Below are 16,851 nucleotides of genomic sequence, written 5' to 3' on the forward strand. Positions count from 1 at the left end.
TTAAGGTTCTTCTTTTATTATCGTTTGACCCACTTCCAAACCACTGATTATTTCAACCCATTCATTTGAAACAATTCCAGTTTCTACGGACATCATTTTCCCATCTTCTTTTAGCATTACTTTACTACCATAGTTTAAATATTCTAATGGAATGACTAGAGCATTCTTTTTGGTACTAATAAGAATATTAGCTTCCAATTGAGTACCAGTAATGTTGAGGTCTATTTTTTCGTCAAAATATGCCTTAACTATAAATGATCTTGAAGTTTCATCAAAGGCAGGTAGAATTTGGGTGATGTTTGCTTTATATACTTCAGTTTTATTGGTGTTCAGCTTTATCATAACCGTTTGTCCCTTTTTTAACTTTGACATAATTGTTTCATCTACATTTAATTTGGCATATATTACGCTTGGATTACCTATTATTGCAATTACATCGCCTTTGCGAACGTAATCACCTAATTGTTTTTTCTTTACATAGACTTTCCCTGTATTTATTGCGGTAATTTTATTCTGATTTTGAAGCACATTGCTAACTTTACTGGCATATCGTTGAACGATTTCTTGTTGATTAGCACTAATTTGCTGATTTTCATATTTTTCTTTTAATGCCTTTAGAGTTGACTGTGAGTTTGTTAAAGTAAGTTGGATATTGTCATATTCTGTTCGCGATATACTATTGCTAGCATAAAGGCGTTTGTATCGTTCCAATTGTTGCTCGTCAAGTTTTACTTTTGCTGTTGCGGCAATTATATTAGCTTTAATTTCTTGTAAGGCAGGTGCTGATGACAGTGTATTTTTACTAGCAATAGTATGAAGTTGGCTAGCACTTTCGGCATTAATTATATTTTGATTATTGTCAATTACAGCTATTACTTGTCCTTTTGTTACTAAAGTTCCTTCTTCAAAATTCATTTGAATAAGATGACCATCGGTTTGAGCTGTAAGATTGTATTGATTATCTGCTTCTAACATACCAGAAGCAAACACCATTTCTGTTATATCTTTGCGTTGAACTTTTACATCATTTTGTTTGTCGGAGCAGGCTAAGAAAAACGAATGCATTACTATAACGACTATTAGGTATTTTTTCTTCATTTGATAGTATTGCTAATAATTATTTTACTTTTTGCATATTCTACTGAAGCTATAAGAGCAACAGTGTTCAAACTGCTATTGAGCCAATCTTCAAAAGAATTAATTAGGTCTGTTGCTGAAATAATTCCTTCTAGGTAGATATTTAGGTTTTTCTCGTAAGAATCTTTCTGTAGTGCTTCAATTTCTGCATTAATTTTGTAGCTTTCATAAGCCTTGCGATAATCGAGTTCTAATTGATTGTTATTGATTTGATCTTGTAATTTGTTGTGATTCCAATTATTTTGGGCAATTTCAAGGTTTATTCTGTTCTGTTTTACTGTCGCTATTTTTGAAACTTCAGGTAGAATAGGAATACTAACTTTAAAACCGATATAGTTACTACCAAACCAATTATTTGTACCAAACCAATTATTGTTGTTGCTTTCCTGCCAACTGAATGAACTGAATAGGTTTAACGTTGGGTACATCCATCTTTTGTTTGCTCGAAGTGTGGCTTGTTGGTATTTGGTTTGCCATTCGCCTTGGCGTTGCAAAAGGTCTCCGGTAGCTTTTATAGGCAACTGAATATCTAAAACTGGGTTTTCATTTCCTGTAATAATGATAGCGGTTTCAGGATTAATATCACATAAAATTTTCAAACCGTTGTATTGCTGTTGAAGTTGTATTTCGAGTTGTTGCAATTTGTCTTTTACTAATAGTTGATTGGCTAGTGTAATATTGATATCTTGACTACGTACTAGTCCTTCCTTTTGTTTGTTTTGCAGAAAATGAACGAGCGATTCTGCATTAGATAGACTTTTGGTAGTAACATCAATTTGCCATCTATAAGAGAGAATGTTATGATATGCGGCTGATATACTTTCATATACCACTTTTTTAGTAAGTAAATTTGTAACCGCTGTCAATTGCTCATTAGTTTTTGCAACCTTGATTTGAGCCATTGCATAAGGATTTATCAAATCAATTTGAGGTTCGAAGGCAAAATTGCTGACATATTTTTGTCCGAAAGTGATGGTTCTAAAAGTACCTTCTGGACCTCCAAATACTTCAGCAGGAATAAAATTCGGATTTAGTTTTGTATTATCTGTAAGAGTAAAACTGCCAGTACCTTTCAAATTAAACATTCCAAGTTTGGAAGCAAGTGTTTGGTATTTTACAAGAATAATTTGCTGATTGGCATTACGAAAAGAAATACTATTTGTTTCGGCATAAGCATACACCTCTTCCAATGTAGTGAAAATTACTGTTTCTTGTGCAACACAATTTATTACAAAAAAGGAAGAAAGGAACAGTAAAATTAATTTAGGTTTCATAGTGCTATTTGTAAATTTTTAGCAAAAAGTCTTCAACACTTGTAGGTTTTCTTTCTAATAGCATTTCCATTTTAGAATTTACTCCTGCTAATTCACCTTGTTGGGCTGCCAAAGAAAAACCGCCAATCATTTTAGCATACTCTTTTGGAATACCTGATCCAATTGCAGTTTTAATGAACGTTTCAATGTCTGGACTGACGTATGTGATATTCTTATTTGTAATGTGATAAATCATAGCTGCTATCTCTAGAAATGAAACACCTTTTCCAGATACATCATAAATTTTATTTTTGTGTCCCTCAGAGTTTAAGATATTAGCTGCTACTTCAGCCATCTCATTTCTCAATGTAAATGCAATTTTTCCATTACCTGCTGGCAGATAAATACCATTTTCGATTACATTTTTACCTAAAAACAATGGTAACATATCTAAGTATAATCCGTTTCTAAGAATTGTATAATACATTCCGCCTTTCATAATGGCAATTTCAGTTGCTAAATGTGATTTCATTACGAATTTCATTGGTGATTTTGGATTATCAGTCTCGTGTATTTGGCTTGTATAGAGTATGTGTTTTACTCCTGCTTTTTTTGCTGCTTTTACCACTTGTTTGTGTTGAATAGCTCGGTTCGTCATTTCTCCACTAGAAACAAAAAGTAGTTTGTCTATTCCAGAAAATGCATTTATCATTGATTGATAATCATCGTAATCACCTAAAACTACATTAACACCTAATGGTGCTAGCAATTTTGCTTTGACTTTATCTCTTGCCATTGCATAGATTGATTTTTTGTCTACACCTTTTTTTATTAATGCTTTTAATACTGCATAACCATAATTACCTGTTGCTCCAGTTATCGCTATTTTTTCCATACTTGGTGTTTTTATTAATATTTACTTATGCTGTCCTTACAAATTCATAGTCAATACTATTTTCCAACAAAATAATTTGGATATCAGCTAATGTTAGATTTGAATTCAAAATTGATATCATTTGAACTTGATTATCAATTTTAATAATTGATAATTCTGCATTTGGGGAAATTTTATGAATTTCATAATTAATCCAGAAAGTTTGATATTCCGAATTGATACTTGTTTTAAAATGAAAAGCATTTTGATCTAATTTCATATTTAATAATTTTAAATTTAAATACGTAATTGTCAATCCATTTTCTCTATTTTTTTTAAAGCTATTCCTATTACAATGAAAGGTAATACGGCTTGAAACACAAACCATTGATCATAGAATAGTAAGATAGCTTGATTAACTGCAAAAGCAGATATGTACGTGAATATAGCCCAGATTTTCATTTTCCAAATGCCAATTATACAGATGATAGCAATTAAATTATTTATTATATAGAATTCATTATTTTCTATACTTTCTATTTTAAAACTTATTGATAGAATACTATTTAATAGACCCAAAAAACAACCTATAATAATCAGGTTAGATTTTTTCTCATTGTATTGTGCTTTTCTAGTGTTCATCTCATCAATTTTTTAATTGATTAAAAAAAATGCTGGGCTAGTATTTTACCCAGCATTTAATTAACTTCAAAAAAACAAATATGAAAAACTTCAAAAAATTATTGAACTGTATAACTTTTTATATCGACTTCAGATAACCTAAAATATCCATAAACGAAATTATTAAAGTCATTTTGGTTGACTATATTGCCTCGTACCTTTGTTGGTGTTGTTGCAAAGGGACTGTCATCATTACCTGATGCCAATAGTAGTTTATTAAAATATTCAGAATACCTCCTAGAAATGCCATATAATTTGATATTCACAATGTCTCCAGGTTTTAAATCTTTATTTGAATAATACATTGTGATTAGATTTCCATTATCATTATCATCATCTTCTACTTGATATTGAGGAAATGCTACTCGGTTTGATTTATGGCTATATAAATAATAATTTTGCTCTGCACCATTATCCTGAAATTTTGTAAGGACTTCAACTTCATCTCCACCAAAACCCGCATCATTGTTTTGGATTACATTTTCTTCCATAACTGGAGCACTAACTAATGTTTCAGTGGCTGTATATGTTACACCATTCAAAACAATTGTTAAAGTATAGGTCTCTCCAATTACCGGTTGAAAATCAGTACATATATATTCTCCGGTTCCAGTATTTTCAATGAAATCAAAAACTATATTAGTTGAGTTGGTTACAAAGATGGTTGCTCCTGATACAGTTGGAAAAGTTGGACTATAGTAACCTGTTGTGGTTGATAATATTATTTTTTGTTCGTCTCCTGTTGTGTTTTTCACCCAATCAATTGATGCATCGATTACTAATCTTGGTGGTGCTGTGTCTAAATCTACAGTAATGACTTCTTCACAACTCGTTAAAAACAATCCAATTGTTACTGTTAAAATTTTTATTATTGTTCTCATTTTATATATGATTATAAGTTAACTCTTAACTTTTTAGAATTTGAAATTATAGGTTACACTTGGAATAATTCCGAATATTGATTGTTTTCTGGCCTCACTTGAGCCAGTATCAATGTTTTGACCGAAATTAAAAGCTGCTGCATTTGCTCTATTATACACATTGTACACACTAAAAACCCATTCACCTCTCCAACCTTTTGTTTTGTCGGGTTTTGGGATGTAAGTAGCTGATAAATCCAAATGATGATATGCAGAAAGAGAGTTTTCATTTCTTAAGCCATAATCAGCAACAGTAACTCCTTGGTATTGGTATTTACCAACTGGAAACGTTGCTGCTTTACCTGTTTGGTAAGTGAAAATACTACCAAAAGACCATTTATTAGTCAACTGGTATGCAGCTGTTACTGATAAGTTGTGTAACTTATCATAATTAGCACGATACCATTCACCATCATTGATGCCGGGCTCATTTGCATTTCTACCTGGCGTTCTTTGTTCTGCTTTGGAAAGTGTATAAGAAACCCAACCCGTTAATTTACCTGTATTCTTTTTAAACATTAGCTCTAAACCATAAGCTCGGGCTTCTCCATTTAACATTACCCTTTCAATATGTTTATTAGCAACTAATTCAGCTCCATCAATAAAATCTGTTTTGTTTTTTATTTTTTTATAAAAAGTTTCAACTTCTATTGAATAGTTGTCATCTTTAAAATTTTGAAAATATCCCAATGCAACTTGATCTAAAATTTGTGGTTTTAGAAATTGATCACTTGGTGCCCAAATATCAAGTGGAGAAACCGAAGCTGTATTTGTAATTAAATGAACATATTGGCTCATTCGATTATAACTCGCCTTGATAGATTGATTATCGTTTAAGGAATAAGATGCCGCAAAACGTGGTTCAAGATTACCAAAACTTGCAATTTTCTTGTTTTTCCCATACTTGATTGAACCAGTAGGAGCAGCTTCTTCATAAACTTGAAATTCCTGATTGAAAACTACGGCTTGATTATTTGCATACGTGCTCACTTCTTCTTCACCTAGCCTTTGAAAGTTACTATACCGAAGTCCGTAATTAATTGATAATTTATCTGAAAGCTTTTGCTCTGCACTAATATATAATGCGTTTTCAAAAGCATATTTTTTAGCAATTTGAAATGGGTTGATACTAGATGATGCGTCAACAGGGTTTATAGTACCCGGATTAAAATTATAGTATATGGAATTTAAACCATAACTTAAGGTTAATTTATCAGATGTGTAATGTTTAAAATCATACTTAAAATTATAATTTTTTACTTCCGATTTCCAGTCAATACCTACGAATTTGAGTTTTAATCCATAATCATAATCACTATAAATTACAGATGCGTTTGAAAACAATTTCTCTGTAAAGTTGTGATTCCATCTAACATTAAAAAGCGTATTACCATAAGTGTTGATAAAGTTATTATTGAAATTCATATTATCGTGACCAAAATACCCTGATACAAAAACATTGTTTTTATCATTGAATTTATAGTTAAGTTTGGCATTTAAATCATAGAAATAAGCAGAGTTTGGTTCGTCTGCCAATTTTAGAAAAAGATGTGCATAACTTCCTCTTCCAGCAACAACAAATGAACTTTTCTCTTTTACGATTGGACCTTCTACCATTAAGCGACTAGAAATTGCTCCAATTCCACCTGTTAGATGATATTCTTTATTATTTCCTTCTTTTTGATAAATATCTAAAACTGATGAAATTCGACCGCCAAAATTTGCAGGAATTCCACCTTTGTATAATTTCAAATCTTTAATAACATCTGAATTAAAAACTGAGAAAAAACCAAATAAATGCGAAGTATTGTATATTGTAGCTTCATCTAACATTACCAAGTTTCCATCAACTGAACCACCTCTAACATTAAAACCTGTTGCTCCTTCTTGAGCATTAGTTACACCAGGTAATTGCAAAACTGATTTTAGTATATCCACTTCACCCATCACGGCAGGCATTTTTTTGATAGTTGAGATAGAGAGTTTATTAACACTCATTTCAGGTTTTTTAATGTTTGTTTTTGTTTTACTAGATGTAACAACTACTTCATCTAGTGTTTTACTATTCTCTTGCATTGCAAAATTCATTTTTGTGTTTTGGGTTAATGTGATTTTCTCTTCCACATTATCAAATCCCATGTAACTTATAATCATGGTATATTCTCCTTTTGGTAACGTTATAGAGAAAAAACCATAAGTATTTGTTGTTGCTCCAACATTTATTTCCGGAAAATAAATGTTAACTCCGATCAGTGTTTCGCTTGTTGATAAATCAGATATTGTTCCGCTTAATGTTACCTTTTCTTGTGAGTTTGCATGTAATACAACTGCAAAAAATAATATTAAGCATGCCCTTACTTTGTCTTTCATATTTAATCGTATTAGATTTAGACTTATTTTTGGGCTAAACTATATTTTATTAGAACCTATATTTTTTTAATTATACGAAATGAATTATTTTTTATACCAAATTGAATCTTGCAGTAATAATATTAAAATGAACTGTCTGTATTAATTTAATCATAAATGACGTTTTGTATAATAAGACAGTGATTTTGTATAAATTAAAATTTGATTCTATTATATATCATAAATTTGTTTTGTTTAAAATTCACAACATGATATAACACTACTTTTTATGAACGAAAATTTTATATTTCAATTTTTTATATCTCCAAAGTATCGATTGTTTAGGCATCTTTTACTAATACTCTTTATGAGTATTGTTTTGTATAATAGTACTCCAGAAGTAACAGAACCAACATTGATTTTGCTATTTTTTCTGTTACTTTTTTATGTCAATATGTATTTATTAGTTCCTAGATTATTATTTAGGAATAAATATGTCTTGTATTGTTTGTCTATTTTGGGAATAATTGCATTATCAGCACTTACTTATAGAATAGGTTGTAGCTTATTTGGAGAAGGAATTGATAGTGATGGATTAAATATACCTCTTTTTGCAGCTTTGATTGTTGTTCTCGTATCTGCATCTACTTCAGTAAAATTATTTCAGAAATGGATATTAGATAGGCAATTAATTTTTGAGCTTGAAAAATCTAAAACATCAGCGGAATTGGAACAATTAAAGAATCAAATCAATCCTCACTTTTTATTCAACATGCTCAATAATGCTAATGTTCTTACAAAAAGAGATCCAGAAAAAGCATCGCAAGTTTTAATGAAATTAAGTGATTTATTACGTTATCAATTGTATGACAGTGCAAGAGATAAAGTTTTATTAACTTCAGACATTCATTTTTTGGAAGATTTTTTAAATTTAGAAAAGATAAGACGGGACAATTTCGATTTTTTAATTTCAAAAGAAGGCGATTTAAATGGAGTTCAAATACCGCCTTTATTGTTTATTTCATTTGTTGAAAATGCTGTAAAGCATAATAATGATACTTCTAAATCATCTTTCGTAAATTTGTATTTCAACGTTCAAAATAATGAACTACATTTTAAATGTGAAAACTCTAAACCGATTTTAAAAGCAATACAAAAAACGGGTGGATTAGGATTAACCAATATTAAAAGAAGATTAGAACTGCTATTTCCGATGACTCATCAATTGAATATTGAAGAAAGCAAAGAGTTGTTTTCTATAACCTTAACTATTAAATTATGAATTGTATAATTGTAGATGATGAACCTCTAGCAAGAGAAGCTATGCAAATTTTGATAGAACAATATGATGATTTAAATCTAATTGGTTCTTTTAATAGTGCAAATACTGCTGCCAAATTTATTGAATCTAGTTCGGTTAATTTGATTTTTCTAGATATACAAATGCCAGGAGTGAATGGGATTGAATTTGCAAAAACAATTAAGAAAGACACTTTTGTAATTTTTACAACTGCCTTTTCAGAATTTGCATTGGACAGTTATGAAGTAGATGCAATAGACTATTTAATAAAACCAGTTAAGTTTGAACGTTTTCAAAAAGCTGTTGATAAAGCTTTTACTTATTCAAAATTAATTGATTCTGAATTAAATAATAATGCAATTGAAGATTTTACTGAGGAATACTTTTTTGTAAAAGCTGACCGAAAAATGTTCAAAGTCTATTTTAATGAAATTCAATTTGTTGAAGGATTGAAGGATTATGTTGTAATTCATACAGAAAATCAAAAAATAATTACTGCTATGAATATTAAAACAATATTCGAACATTTACCTAAAAGTTTATTTGTTAGGGTTAGTAAATCTTATATAATAAATTCCAAATCAATCGAATCTGTCGACAACAATACTGTTTACATTGGTAAGAATGAAATCCCTATAGGTAATGTTTATAGAGATTTCTTTTTTAATGAGTTTGTGAGTAAAAAGATTTTGAGTAGATAGTTTAGCTTGATTTTATAATTTTTGAGGGTTCTTGTTTAAGAATAAATTTATCCTTTAAAATTCTCATATCCTCACTAACCTTACGATCCAGTACTTTTGCATAATGCTGAGTAGTTCTTAAATTTTTATGTCCTAACATTTTGCTTACGCTTTCAATTGGAACTCCGTTGGTAAGAGTTACAGTAGTTGCAAATGTATGTCGAGCAATGTGAAAGGTTAATTCTTTTTCAATTTCACAAACTCCGGCTATTTCTTTTAGATAAGCATTCATCTTTTGATTGGATAGAATAGGTAGTAGTTTATTTTCGTTATTACATTGTGGATGATTTTCGTATTTGTTGATTATCATTTGTGTTACAGGAAGTATTGGAATTTTAGATGCGGATTCTGTTTTTTGTCTGTGTGTGAATATCCATTTTTCGCCATCTATACCATAGCTTATATGGGATTTTGTTAAGTTTTTGACATCAATGTATGCCAAACCAGTAAAGCAGCTAAAAAGGAAAATATCGCGAACTAATGATAGTCGTTCTGTTTTGAAATCTTTTTCAATGATAGATTGGATTTCAGCTTCAGTAAGGTAAACTCGTTCAACTTCTTTGACTTTTGACTTGTAATTAGCAAAGGGATTTTTTTCTAGCCAGTCATTGGCCAAACATATCTTTATTATTTTATTAAAGTTCTTAATGTATTTTACAGATGTGTTGTTAGCACAATTTCTAACACTTCTTAACCAGAACTCGTAATCGGAGATAAAGGCATGATCAATCTTGGTAATATCGATATCGGAAATATTGTATTTCCATTTCATAAACTCAATCGTATGCTTTAGCGAGGTAGTATAACGCTCTAATGTACCTGGAGCATATTCTTTACCAACAAGCTCTTTTATTTTGTTATTGTGGTCTTGGAAGATAGGAACGAGCATTCTTTGTCGTTCTTCAGTACCAAGTAACTTATTTTTGAAATTTTCTATAGATAGGGTCTCGTTTCGATGAAGCAGTTCCATCTGTGCATTTAATACTTTTGATTTCATCAAATCAAGGTAACTATTGATTGAACGAGCTTCATCTGTAGCACCTTTCATTTTAGCTAATTCGCTTGACCATTTTGATTTTTCTACAAATTTTTTGGTACTGAATTCAAGTCGCTTCCCGTCAACTGTTAATCTTACATAAATTGGAAGTAGTCCGTTTGCATTGGCTTTTGTGCTTTTTGCATAAAAGTGAAGTGTGATTTTTGTTTTCATTGTGGTGACCAATTAATTATTACTCAATTTAAATTCCTAATTGAAATCAAACAAGATGTTTATTGACTGAACAAGCTATTGAACCAGTCGTTGAACCTAATGTTTGTAGGCGTTGAGGTAATTTAGCGAGACCCTAATTTTTGAATTTTCTAGGGTCTCGATTTTATCTCGATTTAAATAAGATTGAATGAATAATTTGGAATGTCTGCAAAAGAAAAAACCCTGTAAATCATAAGATTTACAGGGTTTTGCTACCGTTTAGGATTTTTTCAGCGGAGAAAGAGGAACTAACATCTACTTTATTTAGCTTTACCTCATCTTACTAAAACAGCTGTTAACCCTTGAAAAATAAGAGATTTTTAAAAATATATAATAAAGTAAAATTAAGCTAATTATATATAAAAATGACAAATGTGGGGATTATGTGGGGATAATTTTGTATCTTTAAAGTGTTGAAAAACTTAATGATACCGTACCAATGGCAACAATTAACTACCTTATAAAAGGAGAAAAAAACGCAACAAATATACTTTTGCGTTTCAAAAACGGCAGAAAATTCGATTTAACAGCATCAACCGATTTAAAGGTAGAACCAAAAAGGTGGAGTTCTGCAAAGCAAAAAGTTAAACTTACAGCTGATGATACTACAAAAGACGAAGTCAATCAAAAACTTTCAGAGCTTGAAAAATTCATATTTGACGAATTCAATTCAGACAACAGCAAAGGCGAGTTTATCGATAAACATTGGTTAAGAAAAAAGATAGCTAATTTCTTCAATAGACCCATTGACGAAACAGCCGTTGACCAAATATTTTTCATTCCTTTTATTGATACTTTTATTAAACAAGCACCAACACGAATAATAAAAGGCAAAAATAAGCCAATTGCTAAAGGAACTATCACAAAGTACAATACAACACTCAATAAGCTAAAAGAGTACGAAGAACGCTTTAAAACGAAGCTGAAATTTACTGATTTAGATTTAACCTTTTATGACAGATTTGTAAACTTCCTATCACAAGAACAAAAGATAAATTTGGGTACAATTGGAAACTATATTGGAACCATTAAAACGATTGCCAGAGATGCAAAATTAAAAGGCTTGCCGGTACATCCACACATTGAGCATCCTAACTTTTTTGTACCAAAAATTACAGCGGATAGCATTTATCTAAAAGATGAAGAAATTAATAAAATATTCAATCACGACTTTAAAGGAGTTGAAAGATTAGAAAACACAAGAGATTTATTTATAATTGGATTGCGTACAGGATTAAGAATTTCAGATTTTTTAAGATTAAAAGATGCGAATATCAAAAACGGCTACATTGAAATTGAAACGCAAAAAACAGGTCAAACAGTTACTATTCCATTACACCAACAAGTAAAAGCAATTTTAGAAAAAAGAAACGGTTTTCCAAGAGCAATTTCAGACCAAAAATTCAATGAACACGTAAAAGAGTTGTGCAAAGTAGCAGGATTTAATGAATTAACACAAGGCTCAAAAATAAATAAGATTACAAAACGAAAAGAAGAAGGAGTTTTTGAAAAATGGGAATTAGTATCATCGCACATTTGTAGGCGTTCATTTGCAACTAATCTTTATGGTAAATTAGATAATTTAACCATTATGGGAATTACTGGGCATCAAACAGAAACTCAATTTTTAAAATACATTAAAATAACAAGAACCGAAAAAGCAGAAAAGCTAAAAGAATATTGGAACAAACAAAACGAAGAACAAGAAATTGAAGAGAAAAAAATGAAAGTAGTAAAGTAAGGTAAAGTTTAATATATTTAGCTTTTTAATTTTGTATGAAAAGTGTCAATTCATTTATAAAAGCTTTAAGTGAAAATTATTATTCTGAATTTCTTACTGATGCAATAGCTGAAGAAATTGATTTTCATAGATATTTTTTGCCTGTTAATTATCAAAGTCATTATTATTATGAGTTGAGAATTAATGAAATTCATTTAAAAAGAAGAGAAATAATAAATAACGTAAAAAAGCTATATCAAAACGCTTTATCTCAAATTTACATTGAATTATCCTCACAAGACCCAGACAATTTTGATTCTTTTTTAGCATTTAATATTGAGGCAGTAAAATTGCAACTAAAAATATTAAGAGCAGATTTTTATGTAGATGATAAACAGTCAAGATACTTTTCAGTTATTGATGATAATCCTAATCTTCAAGAATTAATTGCAAGAACACACGATAGAACAAGTTCAAACGAAATAGAAATTGATAAAAAGATTTTTGATTTAATTTCTGATTCTAATTTTAGAAAAGTTGAAAGTATTTATTATTTAGGAGCACTTTATGAAAGATCTAAAGCTTTAAGTTTTCTTCCATTATCATTATTTGTAATAGGACATGATTTTGTTGTTCAGCTTAAAAAAATACAACAAATCGTATTTGATTTAAAAGAAGAAAAAGCAGTTAATCCAAAAATCAATTGGATAGGCAAAAAAACGCATATCGGTTACATTTTGGGAACCTTAGCATTAAATGGTTTTATTGATGCACCAAAAAATAAAAACGGAGAAATAAATTATACAGCTTATGCAAGATTAATAAAACAAAACTTCAATGCTGAGATTTCCGAAGAGTCATTAAGAAAATACCTCAACCCTGAAGATGATAAATTTGAAGAAAATAGAAAATCTTTTGAGAAAGCAAAGTTCAATATGCCTAACATTATTGAAGTAAGTTAAGGCGTTCCGGAACGTAAAGGAACGTTTACTGAAATATAACCAACCTTACTTTGTACCATCAATAACGATAAAAGCGTATCACGATGGAACAAAGTAAAATCACACAAGTATTCGGAGTTTCTCCCGAAGAATTCAAAGAAAGCATCTTAACCGATGTTAGAGCAGAAATTAAATCTTTAGCTCAAAATTTCCAACCTATTGCACCGCAAGAATATCTTACACGACAAGAAACGGCAGAAATTCTGAAAGTATCTTTAGTAACACTTTCCGACTGGAACAAAAAGAAAATCCTTAACCCATATCGTTTAGGAAACCTCATCAGGTACAAACGTTCCGAAATTGAACAAGCTTTAGTTAGTATTAATGCCAAAAGACAATAACTATGAGCCATCCATTTCAAGAAAGTTTAGACAACATCGAAAAACGCTTGGAAGAACTAACCCAAGCAGTTACCAAAAAGCAAGAAAGAATATTCGATAAAGTTATTATAGATAATGACGAATTTCAAAAACTATTTAAAATTAGCCCTGGAACAGCTTCTAATTGGAGAGAGAAAGGATTGATTGCATACAGTCAAATAAACAATAAAATAGTCTATAAAATCGAGGATATAAATAAAATGCTCGACGATAACTATCGACCATTTAAAAAGTAATTCTTTAGGTCATGATAGACTTTATCAAGTTTAAAATTACTGATGAAGTCTTGATAAATGAAATTTGGAGAAACCCTATTTTAGTATATGATGGTAAAGCCGATAAAATCATTGATAATAAACTCAAAAAGAGAATCACAAAAAGATATGAAAATCTATATTTTACTAAGTTTTTCAACAGGTTAGAAATATCAGGAAGCATTCATAAATTTTACAATAACGATGTACACAATGCAGATGATTTTACAATAAAAAAAGTAATCCAAGTAATAGATTATCTCAAAGAAATATTCGAGTTAGATTTAGAAAAATGTTTCATTATAAACTTGGAATACGGAATCAATATCATTTCGCCAATAGCCATTAATAAACTAATTGCAAATTTAATTTATCACGAAAAACGTCAGTTTTACAGAACAACAAAGCATTTATATTACAAGATAGCGGGTGTTGATGCCTACAAGAACATAAAAGTGTACAACAAGCACATTCAACATCCTACATTTTGTAAAGAAAATACCTTTCGATTTGAAGTAAAAAGCAAACAAGCTAAATTTATAAACAAGTTAGAAATACACACGCTAAGCGATTTACTTAGCAACAAAACCCATCAAGCGTTAGGTTGCTCTTTACTTCAAGAGTGGAACAATATCCTTCTATTTGACAAAAAAGCGAATGTAGATGAAAAATATTATAATACTAATTTTTGGGAAAATACAATAACCGTTAAAAGTAGAAATCTATTTAACTATCATAAGAAAAAGTATTTCAAACAATTAGGGAAAAGCAATTTACATTCAAAAATTCACGGTTTAATTCATCAAAAAATACTTCAATTAATGTAGTGCAGTTTCCAACTAATATATACTTGGAAATTGCACTATAATTATTGTGATATAAAAACTTGAATTGCATTATTTTTTGTATAAAAATTAACTAAATTTACCCTTTCTACAAAAATAAGTGCCAGAACCATGATAAAAAACATCGAAAAAAGCAATGAAAGCGTTGCTATCAATGATAAAGAAATTGCCATATTAAAAGAACACTTCCCAACTTGTTTTAAAAACGATGGAAGTTTTGATATAGAACGATTCAAAGAAACATTGAAAGACAAAGTCGATGTAGTACATGAAGGCTACGAACTTAAATTCTTAGGTAAAAGTTATGCGAAATTATTAGCTTCTCTAGACACTACAACAGTAATAACACCTAACGAAGAACACAACAACCAACCCGAAAACGCAAACAGCGAAAACATCTACATTAGTGGTGATAATTTAGATGGGTTAAAACATCTTTTAAAATCGTATGCTAAAAGTGTAAAATGTATTTACATTGATCCTCCTTATAACACGGGTTCTGATGGTTTTGTGTACAAAGACAATTTCAATTTCACTGCCGAAGAACTACAAGACAAATTGAGTGTAGATGAAAACCAAGCCAACCGCATTTTAGAGTTAACTCAAAAAGGTTCTGCTTCACATTCTGCATGGTTGATGTTTATGTATTCTCGTTTGCAATTAGCTAAAGATTTACTAAAAGACGATGGCGTTATTTTTATTTCTATTGATGATAACGAGCAAGCGAATTTAAAGTTGCTTTGTGATGATGTTTTTGGGGAAGAGAATTTGATTTCTAATTTAGTCTGGCATCAAGGTAGAAAATCAGCAGGAAAAACTGTTGCTGTAAATCACGAATATTGCTTTGTTTATGCAAGGAACAAAAATATTATTTATGAAGCCAATAAAGATAACTTAATTTATTTCAGAGAACGTAAAGAATCACTTGACCTTATTTACCAAAAAGAAATTGAATTAAGAAATTTGTATGTTGAGGATTTTGAAAAGATGTCTAAAGAAATAAAAAAATTTTATAAAAGTTTTGATGATGAACATCCTATCCAAAGAAATAAACATTACAACAAATTTGATAAAAAAGGTTTATTTTTTCCTGACAACACTTCTGCTCCAGATAATCCTGAGACAAGATCACATAAACCACTAACTCACCCAAAAACAAATAAACCAACAGCAGTTCCATCTATGGGGTGGAGATACAATTATGATAATTTACTAAAATTAGTTAAAGAGGATAGAATTTTTTTTGGGGAAAATGAGACTAAAGTACCATGCTATAAAAGATATTTAAAGGAAACAGAATATGAATTTACTCCAAGTGTGTTTTACAAAGATGGTAGAGGTGCGTCAAAAAGATTAGAAAGTTTGTTTGAAACTAAAGTTTTTGATTTTCCTAAAGATGAGAATGTAATTAAGAAGTTTTTAAGTTTTGTATCGGTCTATTCTAATGCTAGTGATATAATCTTAGATTTTTTTTCGGGTTCAGCAACCACTGCTAATGCATTAATTAAACTAAATTCTGAAGATAAAGGTAATAGAAAATTTATCGCTATTCAGTTACCTGAACAACTTGATATTAAGAAAGAAAGTCAAAAAAATGCATTTAACTTACTTAAAAAATTAAATTATCCGCCTACCCTTGATTACATCGGTTTCGAAAGAATCAAACGAGCAGCTAAAAAAATCAAAGAAGAAACCAATGCAGATATAGACTATGGTTTCAAACATTTTATTTTGAACGAGCCTAATCCCAATACCTTAGACAAATGCGAAACCTTTGATAAAGTAAATTTAATTGGCGATGGTTCTATTTTAGAAGATTTTGGAGTAGATACAGTACTAACAACTTGGTTAAATTATGATGGTTATGGTTTAACTACCAAAGCAACCGAACTAGATTTAAAAGGTTACAAAGCTTACTACCATCAAAAGCATTTATATTTAATTCACACCGATTTTACACAAGAAGCCGTAATGGATCTTTTTGAAAAATACGATACCATACCGCATTTTAACCCTGAAAATATTGTATTGTTTGGTTATAGTTTCAACGAATGGTCAGTTACCGAAATGTTAGAAAAGAATCTAAAAATCTTAAACGACACCGAAAAGAATTTAAAAATTAACATCGAAGTAAGATACTAAAAGTAA

16 protein-coding genes are annotated in these 16,851 nt (G+C 30.0%); 8 read left to right on the top strand and 8 right to left on the bottom strand.

Annotation, left to right across the window (positions count from 1 at the left end; all coding sequences use genetic code 11):
- From SY27_RS07860 to SY27_RS07890, 7 genes are all read right to left on the bottom strand, one after another.
- On the bottom strand, window positions 1–1,065 hold the full coding sequence (locus tag SY27_RS07860) for an efflux RND transporter periplasmic adaptor subunit (protein WP_045969305.1): 1,065 nt from the start codon (window positions 1,063–1,065) through the stop codon (window positions 1–3).
- A gap of 29 nt (window positions 1,066–1,094) precedes the next feature.
- Window positions 1,095–2,411: a TolC family protein gene (locus tag SY27_RS07865; protein ID WP_045968929.1), complete on the bottom strand. Its 1,317-nt coding sequence runs from the start codon at window positions 2,409–2,411 to the stop codon at window positions 1,095–1,097.
- A gap of 4 nt (window positions 2,412–2,415) precedes the next feature.
- Complete coding sequence (locus SY27_RS07870) at window positions 2,416–3,285, bottom strand: SDR family oxidoreductase (RefSeq protein ID WP_045968931.1); 870 nt, start codon at window positions 3,283–3,285, stop codon at window positions 2,416–2,418.
- Window positions 3,286–3,310: 25 nt separating this feature from the next.
- Window positions 3,311–3,544, bottom strand: a complete 234-nt coding sequence (locus tag SY27_RS07875; RefSeq protein WP_152640733.1) for a hypothetical protein — start codon at window positions 3,542–3,544, stop codon at window positions 3,311–3,313.
- A 32-nt stretch (window positions 3,545–3,576) separates the two neighbouring features.
- Window positions 3,577–3,906: a hypothetical protein gene (locus tag SY27_RS07880; RefSeq protein WP_045968935.1), complete on the bottom strand. Its 330-nt coding sequence runs from the start codon at window positions 3,904–3,906 to the stop codon at window positions 3,577–3,579.
- A 98-nt stretch (window positions 3,907–4,004) separates the two neighbouring features.
- Window positions 4,005–4,826 carry a DUF4249 family protein gene (locus SY27_RS07885; protein WP_045968937.1) on the bottom strand — a complete coding sequence of 274 codons (822 nt, stop codon included), beginning with the start codon at window positions 4,824–4,826 and terminating at the stop codon, window positions 4,005–4,007.
- 33 nt (window positions 4,827–4,859) lie between these two features.
- Window positions 4,860–7,235, bottom strand: a complete 2,376-nt coding sequence (locus tag SY27_RS07890; protein ID WP_045968939.1) for a TonB-dependent receptor — start codon at window positions 7,233–7,235, stop codon at window positions 4,860–4,862.
- Between the two features lie 268 nt (window positions 7,236–7,503).
- On the opposite strand from SY27_RS07890, the gene SY27_RS07895 reads away from it, so the two are divergent.
- Both SY27_RS07895 and SY27_RS07900 read left to right on the top strand, forming a co-directional pair.
- Window positions 7,504–8,496: a sensor histidine kinase gene (locus SY27_RS07895; RefSeq protein WP_045968941.1), complete on the top strand. Its 993-nt coding sequence runs from the start codon at window positions 7,504–7,506 to the stop codon at window positions 8,494–8,496.
- Window positions 8,493–9,215 (top strand): LytTR family DNA-binding domain-containing protein, encoded by a 723-nt coding sequence (locus tag SY27_RS07900; protein WP_045968943.1) that lies wholly within the window; start codon window positions 8,493–8,495, stop codon window positions 9,213–9,215. The genes SY27_RS07895 and SY27_RS07900 overlap by 4 nt, the downstream gene beginning before the upstream one ends.
- Before the next feature lies 1 nt (window position 9,216).
- Here the strand turns inward: SY27_RS07900 and SY27_RS07905 are convergent, their stop codons facing one another.
- Window positions 9,217–10,464: a site-specific integrase gene (locus SY27_RS07905; RefSeq protein ID WP_045968946.1), complete on the bottom strand. Its 1,248-nt coding sequence runs from the start codon at window positions 10,462–10,464 to the stop codon at window positions 9,217–9,219.
- A gap of 478 nt (window positions 10,465–10,942) precedes the next feature.
- Between SY27_RS07905 and SY27_RS07910 the strand changes: the two genes are divergently transcribed.
- The 6 genes from SY27_RS07910 (at window position 10,943) to SY27_RS07935 (ending at window position 16,845) form a co-directional block, all read left to right on the top strand.
- Complete coding sequence (locus tag SY27_RS07910) at window positions 10,943–12,244, top strand: site-specific integrase (protein WP_045968948.1); 1,302 nt, start codon at window positions 10,943–10,945, stop codon at window positions 12,242–12,244.
- 35 nt (window positions 12,245–12,279) lie between these two features.
- Window positions 12,280–13,185, top strand: a complete 906-nt coding sequence (locus SY27_RS07915) for a hypothetical protein (RefSeq protein WP_045968949.1) — start codon at window positions 12,280–12,282, stop codon at window positions 13,183–13,185.
- 83 nt (window positions 13,186–13,268) lie between these two features.
- Window positions 13,269–13,565: a helix-turn-helix domain-containing protein gene (locus SY27_RS07920; RefSeq protein WP_045968951.1), complete on the top strand. Its 297-nt coding sequence runs from the start codon at window positions 13,269–13,271 to the stop codon at window positions 13,563–13,565.
- Between the two features lie 2 nt (window positions 13,566–13,567).
- A complete protein-coding gene (locus SY27_RS07925; protein WP_045968953.1) occupies window positions 13,568–13,840 on the top strand; it encodes a helix-turn-helix domain-containing protein in 273 nt (90 codons plus the stop codon).
- A gap of 11 nt (window positions 13,841–13,851) precedes the next feature.
- A complete protein-coding gene (locus SY27_RS07930; RefSeq protein WP_045968954.1) occupies window positions 13,852–14,685 on the top strand; it encodes a hypothetical protein in 834 nt (277 codons plus the stop codon).
- 129 nt (window positions 14,686–14,814) lie between these two features.
- Window positions 14,815–16,845, top strand: a complete 2,031-nt coding sequence (locus SY27_RS07935) for a site-specific DNA-methyltransferase (RefSeq protein WP_045968956.1) — start codon at window positions 14,815–14,817, stop codon at window positions 16,843–16,845.
- Window positions 16,846–16,851 lie beyond the last annotated feature (6 nt).

The organism is Flavobacterium sp. 316 (assembly GCF_000967805.1).
In the GTDB taxonomy this organism is placed as follows: Bacteria; Bacteroidota; Bacteroidia; order Flavobacteriales; family Flavobacteriaceae; genus Flavobacterium; species Flavobacterium sediminilitoris.